Annotated in this window: 17 protein-coding genes and 1 pseudogene; 9 read left to right on the top strand and 9 right to left on the bottom strand. The window is 38.0% G+C overall.

The window, feature by feature from the left end:
• Positions 1-72: 72 nt before the first annotated feature.
• Both I6E72_RS01635 and msrA read right to left on the bottom strand, forming a co-directional pair.
• Positions 73-666 carry an amino acid ABC transporter substrate-binding protein gene (locus I6E72_RS01635; RefSeq protein WP_231620490.1) on the bottom strand — a complete coding sequence of 198 codons (594 nt, stop codon included), beginning with the start codon at positions 664-666 and terminating at the stop codon, positions 73-75.
• Between the two features lie 134 nt (positions 667-800).
• Entirely contained in the window at positions 801-2,090 is a 1,290-nt protein-coding gene (gene msrA / locus I6E72_RS01630; RefSeq protein ID WP_165721562.1) for a peptide-methionine (S)-S-oxide reductase MsrA, read from the bottom strand.
• 256 nt (positions 2,091-2,346) lie between these two features.
• Between msrA and pxpB the strand changes: the two genes are divergently transcribed.
• The 6 genes and pseudogenes from pxpB (at position 2,347) to I6E72_RS01600 (ending at position 7,420) form a co-directional block, all read left to right on the top strand.
• A complete protein-coding gene (pxpB, locus tag I6E72_RS01625) occupies positions 2,347-3,012 on the top strand; it encodes a 5-oxoprolinase subunit PxpB (RefSeq protein ID WP_197103349.1) in 666 nt (221 codons plus the stop codon).
• Positions 3,005-3,931 carry a biotin-dependent carboxyltransferase family protein gene (locus I6E72_RS01620; RefSeq protein WP_197110851.1) on the top strand — a complete coding sequence of 309 codons (927 nt, stop codon included), beginning with the start codon at positions 3,005-3,007 and terminating at the stop codon, positions 3,929-3,931. Before pxpB ends, I6E72_RS01620 begins: the two co-directional genes overlap by 8 nt.
• A gap of 22 nt (positions 3,932-3,953) precedes the next feature.
• A pseudogene (locus I6E72_RS19880) lies at positions 3,954-4,061 on the top strand (5-oxoproline transporter, DUF979 family subunit); the annotation flags it as partial.
• On the top strand, positions 4,054-4,722 hold the full coding sequence (pcp, locus tag I6E72_RS01610) for a pyroglutamyl-peptidase I (protein ID WP_080670012.1): 669 nt from the start codon (positions 4,054-4,056) through the stop codon (positions 4,720-4,722). The pseudogene I6E72_RS19880 and the gene pcp, both read left to right, overlap by 8 nt.
• A gap of 153 nt (positions 4,723-4,875) precedes the next feature.
• Positions 4,876-6,549, top strand: a complete 1,674-nt coding sequence (gene asnB / locus I6E72_RS01605) for an asparagine synthase B (protein ID WP_197110850.1) — start codon at positions 4,876-4,878, stop codon at positions 6,547-6,549.
• Positions 6,533-7,420 carry a PhzF family phenazine biosynthesis protein gene (locus I6E72_RS01600; RefSeq protein WP_197110849.1) on the top strand — a complete coding sequence of 296 codons (888 nt, stop codon included), beginning with the start codon at positions 6,533-6,535 and terminating at the stop codon, positions 7,418-7,420. Before asnB ends, I6E72_RS01600 begins: the two co-directional genes overlap by 17 nt.
• A gap of 279 nt (positions 7,421-7,699) precedes the next feature.
• Here I6E72_RS01600 and egtD read toward each other — a convergent pair whose 3' ends face one another.
• Both egtD and egtB read right to left on the bottom strand, forming a co-directional pair.
• Entirely contained in the window at positions 7,700-8,674 is a 975-nt protein-coding gene (egtD, locus tag I6E72_RS01595; RefSeq protein ID WP_197103352.1) for an L-histidine N(alpha)-methyltransferase, read from the bottom strand.
• Complete coding sequence (gene egtB, locus I6E72_RS01590) at positions 8,671-9,942, bottom strand: ergothioneine biosynthesis protein EgtB (protein WP_197103354.1); 1,272 nt, start codon at positions 9,940-9,942, stop codon at positions 8,671-8,673. The genes egtD and egtB overlap by 4 nt, the downstream gene beginning before the upstream one ends.
• An 890-nt stretch (positions 9,943-10,832) precedes the next feature.
• Here egtB and I6E72_RS01585 point away from each other — a divergent pair.
• Positions 10,833-12,413, top strand: a complete 1,581-nt coding sequence (locus I6E72_RS01585; RefSeq protein WP_197110848.1) for a BCCT family transporter — start codon at positions 10,833-10,835, stop codon at positions 12,411-12,413.
• A 234-nt stretch (positions 12,414-12,647) separates the two neighbouring features.
• Here the strand turns inward: I6E72_RS01585 and I6E72_RS01580 are convergent, their stop codons facing one another.
• From I6E72_RS01580 to trhO, 3 genes are all read right to left on the bottom strand, one after another.
• Entirely contained in the window at positions 12,648-13,358 is a 711-nt protein-coding gene (locus I6E72_RS01580; RefSeq protein WP_197110847.1) for a 3'-5' exonuclease, read from the bottom strand.
• Positions 13,359-13,361: 3 nt separating this feature from the next.
• Positions 13,362-15,257: a DUF294 nucleotidyltransferase-like domain-containing protein gene (locus I6E72_RS01575; RefSeq protein ID WP_197110846.1), complete on the bottom strand. Its 1,896-nt coding sequence runs from the start codon at positions 15,255-15,257 to the stop codon at positions 13,362-13,364.
• Positions 15,258-15,405: 148 nt separating this feature from the next.
• Positions 15,406-16,413 carry an oxygen-dependent tRNA uridine(34) hydroxylase TrhO gene (gene trhO / locus I6E72_RS01570; RefSeq protein WP_007583069.1) on the bottom strand — a complete coding sequence of 336 codons (1,008 nt, stop codon included), beginning with the start codon at positions 16,411-16,413 and terminating at the stop codon, positions 15,406-15,408.
• 208 nt (positions 16,414-16,621) lie between these two features.
• Between trhO and I6E72_RS01565 the strand changes: the two genes are divergently transcribed.
• Positions 16,622-17,950 (top strand): DEAD/DEAH box helicase, encoded by a 1,329-nt coding sequence (locus I6E72_RS01565; protein WP_197110845.1) that lies wholly within the window; start codon positions 16,622-16,624, stop codon positions 17,948-17,950.
• A 2-nt stretch (positions 17,951-17,952) separates the two neighbouring features.
• Positions 17,953-18,786 carry a CvfB family protein gene (locus I6E72_RS01560; RefSeq protein ID WP_024592389.1) on the top strand — a complete coding sequence of 278 codons (834 nt, stop codon included), beginning with the start codon at positions 17,953-17,955 and terminating at the stop codon, positions 18,784-18,786.
• A gap of 43 nt (positions 18,787-18,829) precedes the next feature.
• Here I6E72_RS01560 and I6E72_RS01555 read toward each other — a convergent pair whose 3' ends face one another.
• Together I6E72_RS01555 and pyrF are read right to left on the bottom strand one after the other, a co-directional pair.
• On the bottom strand, positions 18,830-19,204 hold the full coding sequence (locus I6E72_RS01555; protein ID WP_007583062.1) for a hypothetical protein: 375 nt from the start codon (positions 19,202-19,204) through the stop codon (positions 18,830-18,832).
• Positions 19,205-19,297: 93 nt separating this feature from the next.
• Positions 19,298-20,002, bottom strand: coding sequence for an orotidine-5'-phosphate decarboxylase (pyrF, locus tag I6E72_RS01550; protein ID WP_024592388.1), 705 nt, complete (start codon positions 20,000-20,002; stop codon positions 19,298-19,300).
• Positions 20,003-20,165 lie beyond the last annotated feature (163 nt).

Below are 20,165 nucleotides of genomic sequence, written 5' to 3'. Positions count from 1 at the left end.
TTTTTTCACCCAAATTTGTATGCAAATAGCATAACATTTCTTTCTTAATGGGTGACCAAAATTACTCTACCACTACAAGTTTAATACATCGTTAGATATGTAAATACACTCTACTCGCTCTTTTAAAAGCATCTCTATTAATTCCATTACGTTAGCTGTTTCAATTAGCTCAACGTTTTCGTTATTCATTAAAGGTTTAAAGCTTTGAGACGTAAACCCTCTCACCGTTGCAAAACTAACGCATTCATCAATAGTGATATTTTTATTTAAACTCGCAATACCTGTTTTAGTCACAACGGTTGGCTGCGAATAAATGATTTCATTTAAATCACCAAAGGAAGCTTTATAACTTGGTTTCCATTGAGGGTTATCAGGATATTTAAAATCAACATGATGGTGATCAATGAATTCTTTATAGAGACGATTAATTGGCAGCGTGTAAAACTCAAATTCAAAATCGTGCTGCTGTGCAAATAAAGTGAGCAACTCTTCACTGAAGCCATAATAGTCAGCACCATTTGTTCCACTACCATCAAAGTAAGGTAGATACTCTATATTCTCTACGCCGACGACATAGTGCGTTGCCGACTTAGCATCGGTAATAAAAATTAATAAAGCTAAAGGCAAATACATTAACTGCGTCGTTATTTTTATAAATTGATTCATTTACAACCTAAGTAATATTATTGATGTGTAGCTCAACGCTTTAATTTTAACAAATTTGCAAAGAATATGATAAATCTATTTTATTTTATGCAAAAAAAAGCCTGATTAAAATCAGGCTTTACAAAGTAAAAGGTTTAGCTTTTATCTCTTGGTACAAAATCGAGTACTGTTGCGTTTATACAGTAGCGGTCTGTGCCTCTAGGGCCTTCTCCTGGGAATAAATGACCAAGATGAATACCTGTACTTTTAGAACGTAGCTCAATACGTGTTATTCCCCAGCTGCTATCGTCATGCTGCGTTACACTACTTTTGACTGGGTGCTTAAACGACAACCAACCAGTACCGGAGTTAAACCTATCGCTTGTATCAAATAGTGGCTCTCCACTTAATTTATCAACAAAAGTACCATCAGGTGTATTTTTAAACTCTTTATACTCTTTACAATAAGGTCTATCTGTTCGTGCATCGAATGCAACTTTATAAGCATCACTGTTACCTAATTTAAAAGCGCCTAATGCTTTATAAAACTCTTCAGGTGTTGCATAGCCTTGACGGCCATATACCTCAACGCCATTTTCTAAAAATAAAATAGTCGGCGTTGCCCACGTGGCTGACTTAATAGTTAAATCATTAAGTTGGTCAGCATGGCGAAATGTCATAGGTATTGTGCCTTTGTAATCATTTGCGACTGCTTTTTTAAATTTTTCACAGTACGGGCAGTAATCACGAGAATCAAGTACCACTATTTGCTTACCTGCGAGTAGAGCACTGTTGTCTGCTTTTTCTACGGGTGTTTTATTAAAAACTACGCCTGTAGAATGATCGGGGCAATAGCCATTAGGGTTCTTTTCTAGATAATTTTGGTGATATTCTTCTGCCGATACAAAACCTGTAAGCGGTTTAATAACCGTTTCGATTTCGCCGTAGCTCGCATCAGTTAAAAGCTGCTGATATTGCGATTTAACTTGCTCAGCTACTTTAGCTTGTGCATCAGTAGTCGTTAATACGATTGAACGATATTGCGTACCGATGTCGTTACCTTGGCGATTTTTTTGCGTAGGATCGTGACTTTCAAAATAATTTTTTAAGAGATCTTCTGCTGAAATTATATTGCTGTTATACATAACCTGTACAACCTCAGCATAATTATTCTCGTCAAAACGACGAGACTGATCGGTGATATTTCTGTACGTTGCTTTAAACCCATTACCGTCAGCATAACCCGACTCAGCATCAATAACGCCATTAAGCGCTTCGTAGCGTTTTTCGGCTCCCCAAAAACAACCAGACCCCAGTACGATGGTTTCTACATGCATGGTGGCTTCTACATTACTGTGTTCTACCTTTTCCATAGATAAAGCAAAGCTGCCTGCGCTAAATATAATAGCAGCGCCTGATAAATATAATAAATGCTGGTGTTTCATAAAGTACCTCATAAACAAGTGCGTGCTAATTAAGACCTCCTTATCTTAATTTTCATTTCAACCTAATTACTTATTTAGTACGAAATGTATTAAGTTTTAGTCCTCAATAAGTTAAATACGATTAATTGAATATAAAAACACTCTTAAAGTAAGCTGGGTAAATAAACACTAAACATAACCACTTAGTCGCAATGGTGTAAATAAATTAATAAAACTGTGTTACGTTTAAATTATGTTGTACAAATAGGTTTATTTAATGAAGCCAGCTCCCCATATTTATGCATTAACAAACAGTAGTTTACTACTTGATGCATCGCATTTAGACGCTATAGATAGACTCTCTATTCAAAAGAAAATTTGGGCTTTAGCTAGCCACTGTAAAAGCACTGATGAATTTACCGATTTGGTGCCAGCCATGAACTCGCTCACTCTCTATTTAAAATCAGATAAACACTTAAATAAGTGGTTACAAGTGCTACCTTCGCTGTGGAATGATATTAAAACGAGTACTTTTAAGGGGCAGCATCACTTAATCGAAACCATATACAAGGGTGAGGATATTAATTACGTGGCTCGTTATCATAATTTAAACGCTGATGAGGTTATTAATATTCATAGTAAAACCAAGTACCACGTTTTATTTTTAGGCTTCCAGCCCGGTTTTGCTTACCTACATGGCTTAGATGAGCAATTACATACGCCAAGGCGTGATGAGCCACGCATTAAAGTTCCTAAAGGCTCTGTTGCGATAGGTGCTGAACAAACCGGAATTTACCCCGCAGATACCCCTGGTGGTTGGCACATAATAGGTCATACAGATACTGCTTTGTTTGATTCGACCTCTGAGCAACCTTGTTTAATTCAACCAGGCGATACGCTTGAATTTGTTCCGCTAGTTAATAAAGGAGCAACTCATGATTAAAGTACTTAAAAGTGGTGTATTACTTACCATTCAAGATTTTGGCCGTGATGGCTACCGCCATCTAGGTGTAAGCAAAGCGGGTAGCTTAGACCCATTTGCACAAATAATTGCTAATAGATTACTTAACAATAACGACAATGATGCCGTTTTAGAAATAACCGTTGGTTTGTGCGAGCTGGAATTCACCTGCGACACAGTAATTGCGCTTCATGGTGCAGATTTGCAAGCAACCCTTGATGGACAAGCAATTTACCCTGGTTGGACATACACAGTAAAAAACAAACAAGTACTGAGCTTTGCTACTGGTAGAGCCGGATTAAGAGCTTATTTAGCAGTGAAAGGCGGTATACAAAATACTGATGTTATGGGCTCTAAATCTACAGATTTAAACGCATGTTTTGGTGGTATTGAAGGTAGAGCTCTCGCCACTGGTGATGAAATACCTATTACTCCTTATTATGGAGAGTTTATAAAAGTAGGCGCAATTGCCCCCGCCCAGCGCAAGCTTATACGACTGCACCCAAGTCCTCATGCTAATTTATTAGGCGAGCCTTTACTTAACAACTTTGTATCTACCGCATTTAAAGTTAGTAGTAACAGCAACCGAATGGGCGTAAGGCTTGAGCATAAAAATAATTTGGCACATTCGCACTCTTTGCCATCACTAGGGGTGAGTCCTGGGAGTATTCAACTGCCACCGAATGGTGAGCCTATTGTGCTACTTAACGATGGTCAAACAACCGGGGGCTACCCTCTTTTAGGGACTGTAATTGAAGCCGACTTACATCAATTTGCACAATTTAGACCTTTAGATACTGTTGAATTTAAATATGTAACGTTTGAAGAAGCAGCAAAGGCGAAGCAGAAACTTGACGGGCACCTACATCAATTGAGCCTTGCACTTAAAAATAACCTATAAAATATTCTAGAATCAACACGCCCTAGATTTAAAAAATAGGTACCATGTAATAAAGGTTCAAATTCCGACGGCCGTTTCCTTACTCGCCGTTAATATTATTTTAATGTATAGCTTGGTGTTTAATGACTAAATCAACTTCTACTATGCCGTGTGTATTAATAACTGGCTTTGCTCCTTTTGGTGGCGAAGCTATCAATCCTTCTTGGCAAGCAGTGCAAAAGCTTGATGAAACTATCATCATGAAACACAAAATATGCACACTAGAACTTGCCTGTGAATTTAATACGTCTATCAGTCAGCTTATAAACGCCATTGAGTCGCACAATCCGGCGGTTGTTTTATGTATAGGCCAAGCTGGTGGGCGCAGCGAAATATCAATTGAGCGTATTGCAATAAACGTTGACGATGCACGCATTAAAGACAATGCAGGTAAGCAGCCTATCGATACACCAATAGAAAAAAATGGCCCTGATGCCTATTTCACAAACTTACCAATAAAGCGCATGTTACAAGCATTGCACAACAGCAATATACCTGCTGCCATTTCCAATACAGCAGGTACGTATGTGTGTAATCACGTTATGTATGGTCTTATGCATTACATAAATGATCACTGCGCTGTAATGAAAGGTGGCTTTGTGCATATTCCTTATTTACCAAGCCAAGCTGTGCACCACAATGGCGCACCAAGCATGAGCGAAGAAACCGTTATTAATGCCCTGAGAGTTATGATTGCACAAGCTTTGAACAATAATAGCGACGTAAAAATAGCAGCAGGAACCACGCATTAACCACTTTGGTGCAATTACATCTAGCTTGGTGCATAAATTATTCTTAATTAATTGTAAAAGCTATGTGACTTGAGTAATTTTTTCTGATAAAACAAGGTTTCGCAGCACAGCAAATTGGCTCTGCTGCACACATAATAGGAATGAGGAGTTACTATGTGTTCAATTTTTGGGGTATTAGATATTAAATCTGATCCCACTCAATTGCGTACCCAAGCAATTGAAATGTCAAAGCTGCTTAGACACCGTGGCCCAGATTGGTCTGGTGTATATGCATCCGAAAAAGCTATTTTAGTGCATGAGCGTTTAGCTATTGTTGGTGTATCAAGCGGTGCACAGCCTTTATACAATCCTGAAAAAACAAATATTTTAGCGGTTAATGGCGAGATTTATAATCATAGAGAACTTGCAGCAGAGTTAGACGTTGATTTTACTTTTCAAACTCAATCAGACTGTGAAGTTATTTTAGCGCTGTATAAACAAAAAGGGCCTGACTTTTTAGATGATCTAAATGGCATTTTTGCATTTTGTTTATACGATGAAGAAAATGACGCTTACTTAATTGGCCGTGACCATATTGGTATTATCCCGCTTTACACCGGTCACGACGAGCACGGTAACTTTTACGTTGCTTCTGAGCTAAAAGCACTTTCTCCAATTTGTAAGCATATTGAAGAATTTCCACCAGGGCATTACCTGTACAGTAAAGATGGCAAAATGACGCCTTATTACAAACGTGATTGGGAAACATTTGATGCAGTTAAAGATAACAGCGCAGAAGCGCAAGACGTTAAAGATGCATTAGAAGCGGCCGTTAAACGTCAATTAATGTGTGACGTGCCTTACGGTGTATTACTTTCTGGTGGTTTAGATTCATCGGTTATCTCTGCTATTACCCAGCGCTTTGCTGCAAAACGTATTGAAGATAACGACGAAAGCGACGCATGGTGGCCTAAGCTGCATTCTTTTTCAGTAGGTCTTGAAGGCTCACCTGATTTAGCGGCTGCACAAAAAGTAGCTGACATGATTGGTACTATTCACCACCCTATTATTTTTACGATTCAAGAAGGTATTGATGCACTGCGTGAAGTGATTTACCACATTGAAACGTACGATGTAACAACGATTCGTGCCTCTACACCTATGTACTTAATGGCTCGCCAAATTAAAGCGATGGGCATTAAAATGGTGTTATCTGGCGAAGGTGCTGATGAGCTATTTGGTGGTTACTTATACTTCCATAAAGCCCCTAACGCACAAGAGTTTCATGAAGAGCTAAACCGTAAAGTATCAAAACTGCATATGTTTGACTGTTTACGTGCTAATAAATCAATGGCGGCATGGGGCGTAGAAGCACGTGTACCGTTTCTTGATAAAGAATTTGTTGATGTTGCTATGCGTATCAACCCTGAAGCTAAAATGTGTAAAGATGGAAAAATTGAAAAACACATTTTACGTGAAGGTTTTGAAGGTTACTTACCTGATGAAGTGCTATGGCGCCAAAAAGAGCAGTTTTCAGATGGTGTTGGTTACAGCTGGATTGATACGTTAAAAGAGTTTGTAAACGAGCAAGTAAGCGATCAAGAGCTTGCAAATGCAAAGTTTAAATACCCTATTAATACGCCAGATTCAAAAGAAGCTTACTACTACCGTACTATTTTTGAATCGCATTTCCCTGGTGATGCATCAGCTAAATGTGTACCGCATGGTAAATCGGTAGCGTGTTCGACTCCTGAAGCACTTGCATGGGACGCATCGTTCCAAAACAATGCTGATCCATCAGGTCGTGCTGCAGGCGTTCATAACGACGCATATGCAAGCAAAGGTTAATACTCTTTGTTTAGCGAAGCGTAAGCCTAAATGGCTTACGCTTCGCTTTATAGAGTTCACTTCCACCGAATCTGTTTTTTATAGCCCTGCACATAACTTAAAAGGCTCAAGTGCTTTAATTGTTATTTATAAAAATGGGTTAACTTCAAAAACAATGCAATATATTGCATCACAATCAACTTACCCTGCTACCGTATTTTTAAATCAAAATGAGATAACTAAACGCCATTGTAAAATTCGCTGGTTTAATCAAACGAGTGAAATTAAACGCTGTGGACATGGTACTTTAGCAGCCGCTAATTTTTTAATAGACCATTTGGGTTATTGCCCTGAAGTATTTACTTCAATGAGTAATGAGCGCTTTACTATAAGAGTAAAAAAACAACGCGCTCAGCTGTTACTAAAAAGCATAGAGCCAAAAAAAAGTGAGTTAGCTATAGGTGAGTTAAAAAGTGTGTTTTCATCAGCAATAAAAGCAGCCTACAGTACCGGCGACAAAAACGGTTATACGGTTGTATTATTTAGTAAAGAATTTAATAAAGAATTTAGTAAAGAATTCGATAAAGCAGTTGAAAAAGACGATTTAAAAAGCGTACACGTTGATTTTAAAGCTTTGTGTGCACTCCACAAAAATGCAGTAATCGCCCTTAGTATAAAAAATAAAGACAAAAAAAATGCCATAGCGCATTTTAGATACTTTGCACCCCAGTTTGGTGTAAATGAAGACAGTGCTACAGGCTCTGCGGTATCTGTTATTGCCCCCCTGCTATTTAGACTATACGGTTTAAATAAAGCTATGCTTGTACAGCAATCAAATAATGGCGCATTGCTAAACTATGAGTTTAACAATGCCCAAGTTGTCATTTACTAGGGCGTGTTGATCTTTGCGAATTGAAATTTGTTCAATCTAGGGGCGATTAAATCGCGGCGCGAGGTTTGTAACCTAGTGGGCTAAGTAAAAATCGAGCAACAAAGAGTTTATCGCCCCTAGGCAGAACCCGAAGGGCAGCACATGTTTGGCATTTATGCTGCGTTATCGCCTATTTATGTGGAATAACCACACTTCATAGGCTCTGCCTTGCCTAAAAACCAAACATATTGCTGCAAATTCAACTATCAAAGATCAACACGCCCTAAACTTAAGTAACGTTTAAAGCGGCCTTAATAAACACAGAGCAAAATAGTTACTATCGTCTTGCCATGTTTGCTCTAACTTTAAATTAGCTTGCGCTGCAAGCTGCTTAAACGACTCGAGCGTGTACTTGTGAGAGTTTTCTGTATGGATACTTTCGCCTTCTATAAAGTCTATTTGCTGATCATTTATAATCACGCTTTGAGTACGATTACTTACTAAATGCATTTCGATACGGCTATGTTGCTCGTTAAAGCGTGACTCGTGGCTAAAGTTATCTATATTAAATGTGCCGTTTAGCTCGTTATTAATACGTTGTAGTAAGTTTTTATTAAACGCGGCGGTTATACCTAACTTATCGTTATATGCATCAAGTAACACTTGGCGCTCTTTTACTAAATCAATGCCAATTAGCACATAGCCATTTAAACCACATAAGCGATGGAAATTATTCATAATTTCAATTGCTTTTACAGGTGCAAAATTACCAAGAGTAGACCCCGGAAAGTACACCAAATTAGTTTGACTGTCTAAAGCGGTGTCTTTGGTTAGCTGTTTAACCATTTGGCTATGTGTAAAGTCTCCTAATAATGGCGAAATTGCCAAATCTGGAAATAACGGTGACAAATGTGCAAGTGAATAACTGAGCATCTCCTCAGATATTTCAAACGGTACAAAGGTTTTAACGTTTGCCATATGTGCTAATAAATAGGCTACTTTTTTACCCGAGCCACAGCCGGGCTCTATAATAGAGAGGTTTTCAGGCAGCATTTGAGCAATCGACTGCGAATGTTGCTCTAATATAGAAAGCTCAGTTCGTGTTACGTAATACTCTTGTAATGTTGTTATTTGCTCAAATAATGCAGCACCTTTATCATCATAAAAATATTTACACGGAAGCGTTTTTTGTTGTTGAGTTAATCCGCTTATCACGTCGTTTAGAAATTCAGTGTCGGTTATGTTGCTTTGCTTAATCGCTGTTACTTGGCTCATACTATATCCTTAGCTAGTCTTATCCCGCTGCACATCCACGCTTGATGCGGGTAATAAAAATTTCGGTATGTTTGTCGTAAATGGTTTTGAGGGGTAAACACACACCCACCACGTAACACCATTTGGTTATTCATAAATTTACCATTGTATTCCCCTGCTACTCCTTCAATAGGCTTAAAACCGGGGTATGGTAAATATGCACTGTTCGTCCATTGCCAACACGAATCAGTTAACTGATTTATTTCAGCATCACCTTTTGCTTGCTGTGGTGTTAGGTAGTGATTATTAATCTCTGTTGAAGGTGTATTTTTAGCTGCATATTCCCATTCGAACTCTGTAGGCAAGCGAGCCTTTACAAAATTAGCATAGGCACTGGCCTCAAAATAACTAACATGACAGATCGGGGCATTTAAATTGAGAGGCTCTAATCCATAGTGTGTAAACTCAAACCACTCGTTATCTATACAATGCCAATATAATGGTTGCGTTAGAGCGTTGTTTTGTATATTTGCCCAACCGTCACTTAACCAATACTGTGGATTGCTGTATCCACCTGCATTTATAAAGTCTAAATACTCACCATTAGTGACCAATCTATTAGCAAAACTGAATGGATGAATTAATACTTGGTGTTTGGGGCGCTCGTTATCATATGCAAATTCATCGTCGGCATTTGTACCTATATTAATAATACCTTGCTCAAAATTTATAAAATTGAGAGGCTTAATATCTGCTGATTTGTTTTGGCTGTTTAAAGGCGATGTTTTATATTGCGGAAATAACGGATTTACTGAAAAGTTATATTTGATGTCCATAAGCATTAGTTCTTGATGCTGTTGCTCGTGGTGTAACCCAAGTTCAATAATATCTTTAATTTGTGGACTAACTTCAGTTTTAAGTAATTCAACCACACAGCTATCTACATGCTCTCTATAAGCTAAAACTTCATCTAAACTAGGTCTAGATAAACTACCTCGGTTTGCCCGTTTAAATTGCTCTCCAATCCCATTGTAGTAAGAATTAAAAAGCATTCGGTAGTGAGAGTTAAACACAGTGTACTGTTTACAGTAAACACTAAGTAAAAACGTTTCAAAAAACCACGTGGTGTGCGCTAAATGCCATTTGCTTGGGCTGGTATCTGCCATAGCTTGTAATTGGCAATCTTCTACAGTGAGTGGTTCAATAATAGCCAGGCTTTCGCCTCTAACGCTGCAAAAGCGTTTAACAAGTTCGTTTTGATTGGTATTGTTTGTAACGCATTCACGCATAATAGTATTAATCCTTTGCCTATCTATTTATAAAATATAGCTTAGGGCATGCTGAGCTTTTTGGATTGAAATTTGTTCAATCTAGGGGCGATTAAATCGCGGCACGAGGTTTGTAACCTAGTGGGCTAAGTAAAAACCGAGTAACAAAGAGTTAATCGTCCCTAGAAAGAACCCAAAGGGCAGTGTATGTTTGGTATTTATGCTGCGTTATCGCCTATTTATGGGGAATGACTACATAGGCTCTGCCTTGCCTAAAAACCAAACATACTACTGTAAATTCAATCGCCAAAATTCAACATGCCCTAATGTTGTGTTAAATCATATTCATATTACAACTTGATTAAAGATGCTTATCAGCTTATAAATTTATACTAGCCCTAAAGGGAAATTTGCTCTTTGCTGCTCAGCTTTTAATTATTCTCACGTGTATGTAAGCATGCAGAATAACGCAGGAGCAGTTATCGAACCGTTAGGTTACAAACCTAGGATCGATTAAACAGCTCCTAAATTGAACAAATTTTAATCCTAAAAGATCAACAAGCCCTAGTATTTAAGCATTAATTAAGTTGCTTAAAAGTGATCTTTTTTTACTTAACTAAGTAAACTAATACTTTTAATAGCAAACTAAATTTTAACGTTCACTGAATTTATAATTTTAGGGCTTTTTAAATAAAAGAATCATTAATTTGGCTATATAAACAGCGTTTTAAATACAAATTCATTTACATTTAATATTTAACTCATACACTACTAGCTGTATGATCACTCTTCAAATTAGTTAGTCTTCAAATAATTACGGTATTACTTTTTACTTAATATTTAAAGGCTAATGTAATTCGATATGACGCCGAATTTATTTTGGCTTGTTAGGACAACTAAAGAGGTATTGCATGAAGGAAAATCATGACAAATATAGTATTGACAATACGGACTACACCGTAGGTCAGGACAACGTACAAAAGTGGGGGTTTGATATACACAACCCTGTTTTTGGAACTAGTGCGGGCCTGATTGTCATCTTTTTAATCGCCATACTTGTTACCGACCCACAAACTGCAAAAACAGCGCTTGATAGTATCAAGACCGATATTATTAATAATTTTGATGCCCTATTTATGTGGGCTGCTAACTTCTTTGTACTCTTTTGTTTAGCACTTATTGTTTCTCCTTACGGGAATATTCGCCTTGGTGGTGATGATGCTAAACCTTCTCACTCTCGAGTTTCATGGCTTGCTATGTTATTTGCTGCAGGTATGGGTATCGGCCTTATGTTTTGGGGCGTTGCTGAACCGGTTGCTTACTTTACTGGTTGGTACGAAACACCACTTAATGTAGCCGCTAATACACCAGAAGCTGCAAAATTAGCAATGGGCGCAACTATGTTCCATTGGGGTCTCCATCCTTGGGCTATTTACGCTGTTGTTGGTTTATCTCTTGCATTTTTTACTTATAACAAAGGTTTACCGCTTTCTATTCGTTCTATTTTTTATCCTATATTAGGTGATAGAGCATGGGGTTGGCCTGGTCATATCATTGATATCTTAGCTGTACTTGCTACGTTATTTGGCCTTGCAACATCTTTAGGTTTGGGTGCTCAACAAGCCTCTGCAGGTATTAACCATGTATTTGGTACAGAAGGTGGCATTGGCTCTCAAATTCTAGTTATTGCGGGTGTAACACTTTTAGCCATTGTTTCTGTGGTTCGTGGTATTGACGGTGGTGTGAAACTGCTAAGTAATGTAAACATGTTAATTGCTTTCTCATTATTATTGTTTGTTTGTTTAGTGGGCTTTGCTGTAGCAATGGGTAATGTACCGACTACCGTGATGGGCTATGTAGAAAACATTATTCCATTGAGTAATCCTCACGGCCGTGAAGACGAAACATGGATGCATGGCTGGACTGTATTTTACTGGGCTTGGTGGATTTCTTGGTCACCGTTCGTAGGTATGTTTATCGCGCGTGTATCACGTGGTCGTACAATTCGTGAATTCTTAATTGCGGTATTGCTTGTTCCTACTGCTGTTACTATTTTATGGATGTCTATATACGGCGGAATTGCAATTGATCAAGTAATCAACGGTGTAGGTGAACTAGGTGCTAACGGCCTAACTGAAGTACCTTTAGCTATGTTCCAGATGTTTGATGCATTACCTCTATCTAATATCTTATCATTTATTGCGATTATATTAGTGTTAGTATTTTTTATTACGTCATCTGACTCAGGCTCATTAGTCATTGATTCAATTACAGCTGGCGGTAAAATTGACGCACCGGTGCCACAACGTATATTTTGGGCAACGGTAGAGGGCGCAATTGCAGCGGCCTTACTTTGGATTGGTGGTACACAAGCAATCGAAGCACTACAAGCAGGTGCTGTTTCTACAGGCTTGCCATTTACTATTGTATTGTTGTTTATGTGTTTAAGCTTAGTTTTAGGTTTACGAACTGAGCCTCGCCCAGTTAAATAATACTTTTAGTAAGCAATACTTTTAATTAGTAACGAAAGCGCCGCAATTTTTGCGGCGCTTTTTTATTTAAGGTTATACCCATTCGCTTAATAAAGTGATCTATTTTGTGGCAGGAAAAACTTCTCGATAGTAAGGCAAAATTTCTTTATTTAGTTGCTCTAAATGAGAAATTTTTAACGCAGCTAGCGTCAGGTTTAACCCTCAATATGATTAAAGTATTATTGCGTATTAGTATTATACCCACAACTCTGAGATTGGAGTATCTACACGGTAATGATGACTCAGTTGCGCTTGTAAAAGCTCAGCTGTGGCAAGTGCATCCGTTAACGCATTATGATTTTGGTACGCAGGTAGGGAATAACGCGCACGGCAATCTGTTAATCTGAGCGAGCCTAGTTTTGTATTAAATAATCGGCCTAATAAACCTTGCCTCTCTTTTAGTGCTCTTTTTTCTAGCTCCATTGTGTCAACAAGAGCAAACTCAATACCTTCTTTAAGCCTTAGTAATAACGCATTATTTAAAAAATGGCGTTCTATTGCGGCGTAATGTACCACGACAACTTTACCACTTAGCGCTTCAAGTAAAGGCTCAATAATTCGGCTAAAGTCAGGGGCGTCATCCACCTCAGAGTGCGTTATTCTATGGATTAAAATAGACTCTTCATGCAGGTTACGTCTTGGTTGAACAACCCAATGCCGGCTGTGTTTGCAATAAATACGCTTTAAATTAAACGGCACTAAGCCAACACTCACAATATCGTCGTTTTGGCTATTTAAACCTGTTGTTTCAAAGTCCATTGCTACGAAAGGCACATCTTCTACAGCGGCTTTATCTTGATTATAAGCACCTGCATAAAAGTGTTTTAGAAGTTTATTTTCGGTGCTGTTGGCAAGCTCGTTATATCTAGCTTGCCAATCAACTGCTTTGTAATTACGCGGGTTCATAGGCTACTTCACACCTGAGTTTGCTGTGTAGCTAAATTTCAAATAGCTTTGTGCTTTTTCTAAAATAGCGAACGCCTCTTTTAAATTTCGCTGTTCAAAAGGAGAAAGTAAATGTGGGTCTAAGTCGTTATCAGGCTCTTCGCCCTTCTCTATTTGCCACGCTTGATGGCGAATTCGCATCATAGCAATATACTCAAGTGCATCACGTAAATCTTGCGCTTTACCCTGCGGTAATAGCTTAGCTTCAATAATGTCTTCTAATCGCTCAAACGAATTTTGTTTACGCGAACCAATAGCTAATGCGTGTACGCGTATAACATCAGAAAGTGGTGCAGTACCTCTTCGTTTTAAGTTCATTGAACGCTTATGTTGGCCGTTATGCTCCATAACAAAGCCTTTAAAAAAGCCAAGCGGTGGTGTTCTATTTCGAGCATTTGCTGCCATATTTGCTAGAAATATACGATTCACTTTACTTTGTTTCGCTATAAATATTTTAAGCTCGTCGGCCCACTTGGTTTTGCCCCACACACCGTCTAAATCAAAAAATATAGAGCTATTAAGCAGTGCTTGTGGTTTTGGCTGGGCTATCCAATCAGCAAATTGATCAAACCACTCTGAGCGAGTTTTACGCCATTTTTTAAACGACGCCATTATTTCTCCATCACAGTAGGTGTAACCACACTGCGCTAAGCCATCACACACAAAATCGGCAATATTTTGAAAGTACGCGTTATGTTTTTCATCGTCGTAACTGTCATCTAAAATTAGTGCGTTATCTTGATCAGTTACAATAAGTTGCTCGTCGCGAGCCATTGAGCCCAGTGCAATAAAACAATAAGGAACGGGAGGTGGACCAAAATTTTCTTCAGCTAATACAAGTAATCTTTGTTTAAATGTACGTCCTATAACGGCCATGGCAGTACCAATCATGTGTGAATTTGCATCTTCATTAACCATACGGACAAATACATTGGGCAATTGGCGTGCATAATGCGCTAAATCCTCAATTGTTTGTTGAGCAAGTATGCCGCGTACAAGTAATAAGCTGCTTTGCGATTCGTAACGTAAAATATCAGAGAGGGAGATAACTCCTATAGGACGTCTTTTTTGTACTACGGGCAAATGATGGAGATTATCTCTGAGCATGGCCAGTACTGCTTCAAAAATATAGTCATTAGCGTCTAAAAGCACTAAGTTAGTAGACATAATCTCTTTTGCTTGTGTGTTAAAGCTAAGCCCTTTAGCCACTACTTTTGAGCGTAAATCCCTATCGGTTATTATGCCAACGACTTGTCCATCATCTTCCTCAGGATCGTCGTTTATTGGTTTATTTACATCGGTTACCAAAACTGACGATACCGCCTCTTCGGTCATTAATTTAGCGATATCTTGTATCGTAGAGGTTGCATCTACGGTGACTACATCTCTGTGAATTAATGATTTTACCTTCGCGGTTGTCAGGTCATTGCCATCGGCTTGCTCGACAATAGCTTGATGCAAACGCACGTTACCGTCTGTTTCGAAGTAATCAGCAAACGCATCAAACTCATCACAGTAACGATTAAATAGCTCGACATTTATGCAATATACTAACGTATCTTCAAGAGCAGTTGCAGGAAAACGTACCTTACGGTTCATCAATAAACCCATTTGACCAAATATACCTGCGGTAGCCAAACGATTATACAGCTCGCCATTTCGGCGGTACATTTCTACAGAGCCACTTCTAATTACATACAAATCAGAAATGTCTTGTCCAAAACTCAAGATATCTGTTTTTGCTCTAAAATAAGCCACTTCTACTTGTTGAGCTAGCTCATTAAGCGCTTTTTGAGGTAAGTCATCAAAAGGAGGATGTTGTGCTAAAAATTGTGCGATTTCAACTTGTTCGGCTTGCATAAATCCCTTCCTATATGCGCATTAAAATGACTAAATCTATTTTTCAGATTAACACTATCATCGGGGTGTGAAAACAATTACTGCACAATTTTGGACACAAAAAAAGAGCCTAAATAGACTCTTTAAGTGTAATACTTATTGTAAAAATTTATTTACCGCGCTGAGCGTCTTTTTGGGCTTTTTTAGCTTCTTTACGTTGCTGTAAAACAGCTTGTGCTTCATTACCAATATGGCCTTCACCACGCGCTTGCGCTAATTCTATTTGCTTTTGGCGCTCCGCAAAACGTGTTCGCTGCTCGTCTGTCACTTCTTCAATACAATGATGACAAGATACACCTTCCATGTATTCAGGCTTTAACTTTTCGTCTTCTGTAATTGGCATACGGCACGCGTGGCATTGATCATAAGAGCCCTTTTGTAAGTCGTGATCAACCGCAACGCGATTATCAAATACAAAACATTCGCCTTCCCACATGGTTTCTTCTTTTGGCACTTCTTCTAGATATTTTAAAATGCCGCCTTCAAGATGATAAACTTCGTCAAAACCTTGCTCTTTCATGTAGGCCGTCGATTTTTCGCAGCGGATACCACCTGTACAAAACATCGCTACTTTTTTATGTTTTTCAGGGTCTAAATTTTCTTTAGCCCACTGTGGAAATTCGCGAAAAGTTTTAGTATTTGGATCGACTGCATTTTGAAATGTACCAATTTCAATTTCGTAATCATTACGTGTATCAATTAAAATTACTTCTGGATCAGATATAAGTGCGTTCCACTCATTTGGCTTTACATAGCTACCCACAACTTTAAGCGGATCTACGCCTTCAACGCCCATCGTTACAATTTCTTTTTTTAGTTTTACTTTAGTGCGGTAAAACGGGCATTCATCATCGTAAGATTCTTTTGTTACAATGTTTTTTAAATTTGGTTGCTCATCAAGCCATGCTAATAAGTTGTCTATCCCTTCACGTTTTGCAGAAACAGTGCCGTTTATACCTTCGGCAGCGAGTAGTAAAGTACCGCGTACTTCATTTGCTTCCATCACTTCAAGCAACGGCTTACGGATAGCTTCAAATTCAGGTAAACCAACAAATTTATACAGCGCACATACTACAAAGTGATCGCCCGTTACATTATCTTTATGAACAACAGTCATTCTATTTCCTATTTTGCCTTATTAGCCAGTATTGGCGTTTACCGAATCGTAAATCCGGCGCATATGGGGCGCGTATTTTACGCTTTTTTAGTTTAATTGCAAAAAATAGCGCTATAGATTGGTTTTTACTGTTAGCGACCTATCTGTGTAAGCTATAATGCGCTGATAAATTTATAGACTTAATTTGCTCATTTTGGAGAAACACACATTGCAGTTTACTGATCTTGGGATTGATACACGCCTTGAAACACAACTAGCACATCAAGGGATCACCCAGCCCACCGATATTCAAGCGCATGCAGTGCCTACCGCACTTGCAGGGCATGACATTTTCGCTCAGTCTAAAACTGGGTCGGGCAAAACCTTGGCGTTTTTATTACCTGCTGTACAAAGGGTTATGAAACAAAAAGCACTCAGTAAACGCGATCCTCGTGTACTTATTGTTGCTCCTACTCGTGAGCTTGCTACGCAAGTATTTACCCAGCTGCGTTTATTAATTGCAGGCACAGCCATTAAGGCCGTAAAAATACTTGGTGGCGAAAACTTTAATGACCAAATAAAAGCACTTAGAAACGACCCACAATTCGTAGTTGCTACACCAGGGCGTTTAGCTGATCACATTACAAAACGTTCATTACAATTGAGTGGACTAGAACTGCTTATTTTTGATGAAGCCGATCGTATTTTAGATTTAGGCTTTACCGAGCAGTTAAAAATGATTAACGAGCAAGCTAATCACCGTTTACGTCAAACGTTATTGTTTTCTGCAACACTTGACCATGCTCAAGTAGATGCTCTATCACGTAACCTATTAAAAAAACCAAAGCAAATTACGCTAAGTGCAGCGAACGAGCAACATAGCGATATTAAACAAACTTTATATCTAGCCGATCACCTTGATCACAAAGAAGCGCTATTAGAGCACTTTTTGAATCAAGATGATGTTGGTCAATGCATTATCTTCACAGCAACACGTTCTGACACGAGTCGCTTGAGTGAAGCGCTTAATGCTAAAGGCTTCAAGTCTGTAGCGCTTGCTGGTGATTTAACACAAAATAAACGTTTAGATATAATGGATTCGTTTAGTCGCGAAAACTTTAAAATATTAATCACCACCGATGTTGCATCTCGTGGTTTAGATTTACTAAGTGTAACGCATGTTATTAACTTTGATTTACCAAAACACGCTGAAGAGTATGTACACCGCATAGGTCGTACAGGACGAGCTGGCTTTAAAGGTAACGCAATTTCATTAGTTGGCCCAAAAGATTGGGCAAGTTATTTAGCTATTAAAGCATTTTTAAATGATGAGTTAAAATTTGCGAGCGTAGAGGGCTTAAAAGCTAAGTTTAAATGTTTAAAAGAGAAAAAGCCTGAGGCAACGTGGGATAAATCTAAAGAAAAATCCGCCGCTGTTAAAAAGCCTGTATTTAAACGCAAAGCCAAACCTAAAAAGCCAACAGCACCAATTAAAGCACCAATGAACATTGATGGCGATACACCAATGCGCCGTAAAAAAAAGACTGAGCAGGAATAATTATGAGTTACCTAGGAACCACACAAACATTATTTGTAAAAGAAGTGAGTAACGAAGGTGCTTACTTAGATGGTCATGATTTAGGTGAAGTGTTTTTACCAAAACAAGAAATTAAACATGAGCTTGAAGCGGGCGATAGCATTAGTGTATTTATCTTTTTAGACAACGCTAACTTAGCAACTGCCACAACTAAAAAGCCACACGCACAAGTAGGTGAATATGCCCTGCTTCGCGTTAAAGAAATTAATAGTATTGGTGCATTTTTAGATTGGGGTCTTGAGAAAGATGTACTAACCCCGTTTAACGAACAAAAACCACGCATGCAAGAAGGTCACTCATATTTAGTTCGTTTGTACCTTGATAATGCAAGCCAACGTATTTGTGCATCAAACAACTTTAATCGCTTCCTATCTAAAGATGAGCCGCAATATACTTACTTACAAGAAGTGGATTTAATTGTTGCTGGCAAAACAGATATTGGCTACAAGGTATTAATTGAAGAATCGCATTTCGGTGTTGTTTTTTATAATATGGTATTTAAAAGCTTATTTGTGGGTCAAAAGCTTAAAGGCTTCATTCAGAAAGTACGTGAAGATGGAAAAATTGATGTTGTATTAGAAAAACCAGGTATGGGAAAAGTAAGTGACCTTGGTGAAACTATTATGCAAAAACTAAAAAATGAAGGTGGTGTTATCCCATTAGGTGATAAATCTGAACCTGAAGCAATAAAAAAGATGTTTTCTACTAGTAAAGCTAACTATAAAAAAGCAATTGGTGGATTATTCAAACAAGAGTTGATAGATATTGAAGCGAAATCCATTCGCTTAAGATCTTAATTATAAATAATAGGCTGTAATTACTAATATTATCTGTTTGTAATTAACCTAAAATATACTTATAAGGCAATGTACATTGCGTATATTGCCTTGAATAATCAAGCACTTCACCTTTTGACTCTAGGTTAAGCGGTGCCAAACGAAAAACCTTCTTTTCGCATTCTATTTTTTTATCATCAAGCTTAGATATGCAATCAGTTACTGTTATATGCTGAGATGTAAGTGTATCCTCATTTTTGTAACACAGGTGGTGTGCATAATCTTGCATTGTTTGTTTAAAATCGAACATATTGACAGGGTAATTCGTGATTATATCTGTTACTGATGTAACATCATCATATGCTTTATTAGAAAAAAGATTTTTATTTACTGAAAAACCCGCAACAATAATAATTATAAAACCTAATAATAACTTCAAAACAAACCCCTACTACATTTCAATCCTAATAATGTAACATAAAATACACATGAGGTAAGGGCTTTTAGCACTATATTGCTGCTTTTTGTTAAATTATGCTATAGATCTATTAACATCACTAAGCACTTTTACGGGATCATCCGCCTGAGTAATAGGTCGTCCTATAACTAAATAGTCACTTCCTGCACCTATTGCTTGCTTAGGAGTCATAATACGCTTTTGATCGCCAGCATCACTGCCTTCAGGACGTATACCTGGTGTTACAAGTTTAAAGTTCTCACCTAACTCTGCTTTTAAAGCTTTTGCTTCTTGTGCAGAACACACAACGCCATCAAGCCCTGCTTCCTTTGCAAGCTTAGCTAAATATATAACTTGCTCTTGAGCAGATTTATCAACGCCTAAACGCTTTAGTTCTGTTTCATCCATGCTTGTTAATACAGTAACCGCGATAAGTAATGGCGCTTTATCGCCAAATTTTTCTAGAGCCGATTTAGCTTTGCTCATCATTTCAAAACCACCAGAAGCATGAACGTTTACCATCCACACACCCATTTTCGCAGCTGCAGTAACAGCTTTAGCTACTGTATTAGGGATGTCATGAAATTTTAAATCTAGAAAAACATCAAAACCTAAATCAATTAACTCTTTAACAAATGCAGGTCCAAAATAAGTAAACATCTCTTTGCCTACTTTAAGACGACATGTATCAGGAGAAAGTTGTTTAACAAAGTTTAAAGCAACCTCTTGATCATCGTAATCTAATGCTATAAGAATTTTTTTTGACTGTTCGAAAGACATGACTATCCTAATGTATGGCTATAATACCAATCCGCAATAATACTTAATCAATTTGAGGACCAAATCTGACGCTAACTGCGTTAAAAATTTCTTATATAGAACAATAATATTACGAAATTTTTGCCTTGTTATCGACACAATTTTCTTACCTCAAAACAGACCA

Origin of the sequence: Pseudoalteromonas sp. NSLLW24, from assembly GCF_015864725.1 — a bacterium.
Classification (GTDB): domain Bacteria; phylum Pseudomonadota; class Gammaproteobacteria; order Enterobacterales; family Alteromonadaceae; genus Pseudoalteromonas; species Pseudoalteromonas arctica.
This window is presented reverse-complemented; position numbering and strand designations above follow the sequence as displayed.

Bases quoted from the DNA above. Each gene is read 5' to 3' on its own strand.
- I6E72_RS01600 (WP_197110849.1), top strand. From the start codon at position 6,533: ATGCAAGCAAAGGTTAATACTCTTTGTTTAGCGAAGCGTAAGCCTAAA.
- pcp (WP_080670012.1), top strand. From the start codon at position 4,054: ATGACTAAATCAACTTCTACTATGCCGTGTGTATTAATAACTGGCTTT.
- I6E72_RS01575 (WP_197110846.1), bottom strand. From the start codon at position 15,257: ATGCAAGCCGAACAAGTTGAAATCGCACAATTTTTAGCACAACATCCT.
- I6E72_RS01585 (WP_197110848.1), top strand. From the start codon at position 10,833: ATGAAGGAAAATCATGACAAATATAGTATTGACAATACGGACTACACC.
- egtB (WP_197103354.1), bottom strand. From the start codon at position 9,942: ATGCGTGAATGCGTTACAAACAATACCAATCAAAACGAACTTGTTAAA.
- I6E72_RS01580 (WP_197110847.1), bottom strand. From the start codon at position 13,358: ATGAACCCGCGTAATTACAAAGCAGTTGATTGGCAAGCTAGATATAAC.
- egtD (WP_197103352.1), bottom strand. From the start codon at position 8,674: ATGAGCCAAGTAACAGCGATTAAGCAAAGCAACATAACCGACACTGAA.
- I6E72_RS01560 (WP_024592389.1), top strand. From the start codon at position 17,953: ATGAGTTACCTAGGAACCACACAAACATTATTTGTAAAAGAAGTGAGT.
- pyrF (WP_024592388.1), bottom strand. From the start codon at position 20,002: ATGTCTTTCGAACAGTCAAAAAAAATTCTTATAGCATTAGATTACGAT.
- msrA (WP_165721562.1), bottom strand. From the start codon at position 2,090: ATGAAACACCAGCATTTATTATATTTATCAGGCGCTGCTATTATATTT.
- trhO (WP_007583069.1), bottom strand. From the start codon at position 16,413: ATGACTGTTGTTCATAAAGATAATGTAACGGGCGATCACTTTGTAGTA.
- asnB (WP_197110850.1), top strand. From the start codon at position 4,876: ATGTGTTCAATTTTTGGGGTATTAGATATTAAATCTGATCCCACTCAA.
- I6E72_RS01635 (WP_231620490.1), bottom strand. From the start codon at position 666: ATGAATCAATTTATAAAAATAACGACGCAGTTAATGTATTTGCCTTTA.
- I6E72_RS01620 (WP_197110851.1), top strand. From the start codon at position 3,005: ATGATTAAAGTACTTAAAAGTGGTGTATTACTTACCATTCAAGATTTT.
- pxpB (WP_197103349.1), top strand. From the start codon at position 2,347: ATGAAGCCAGCTCCCCATATTTATGCATTAACAAACAGTAGTTTACTA.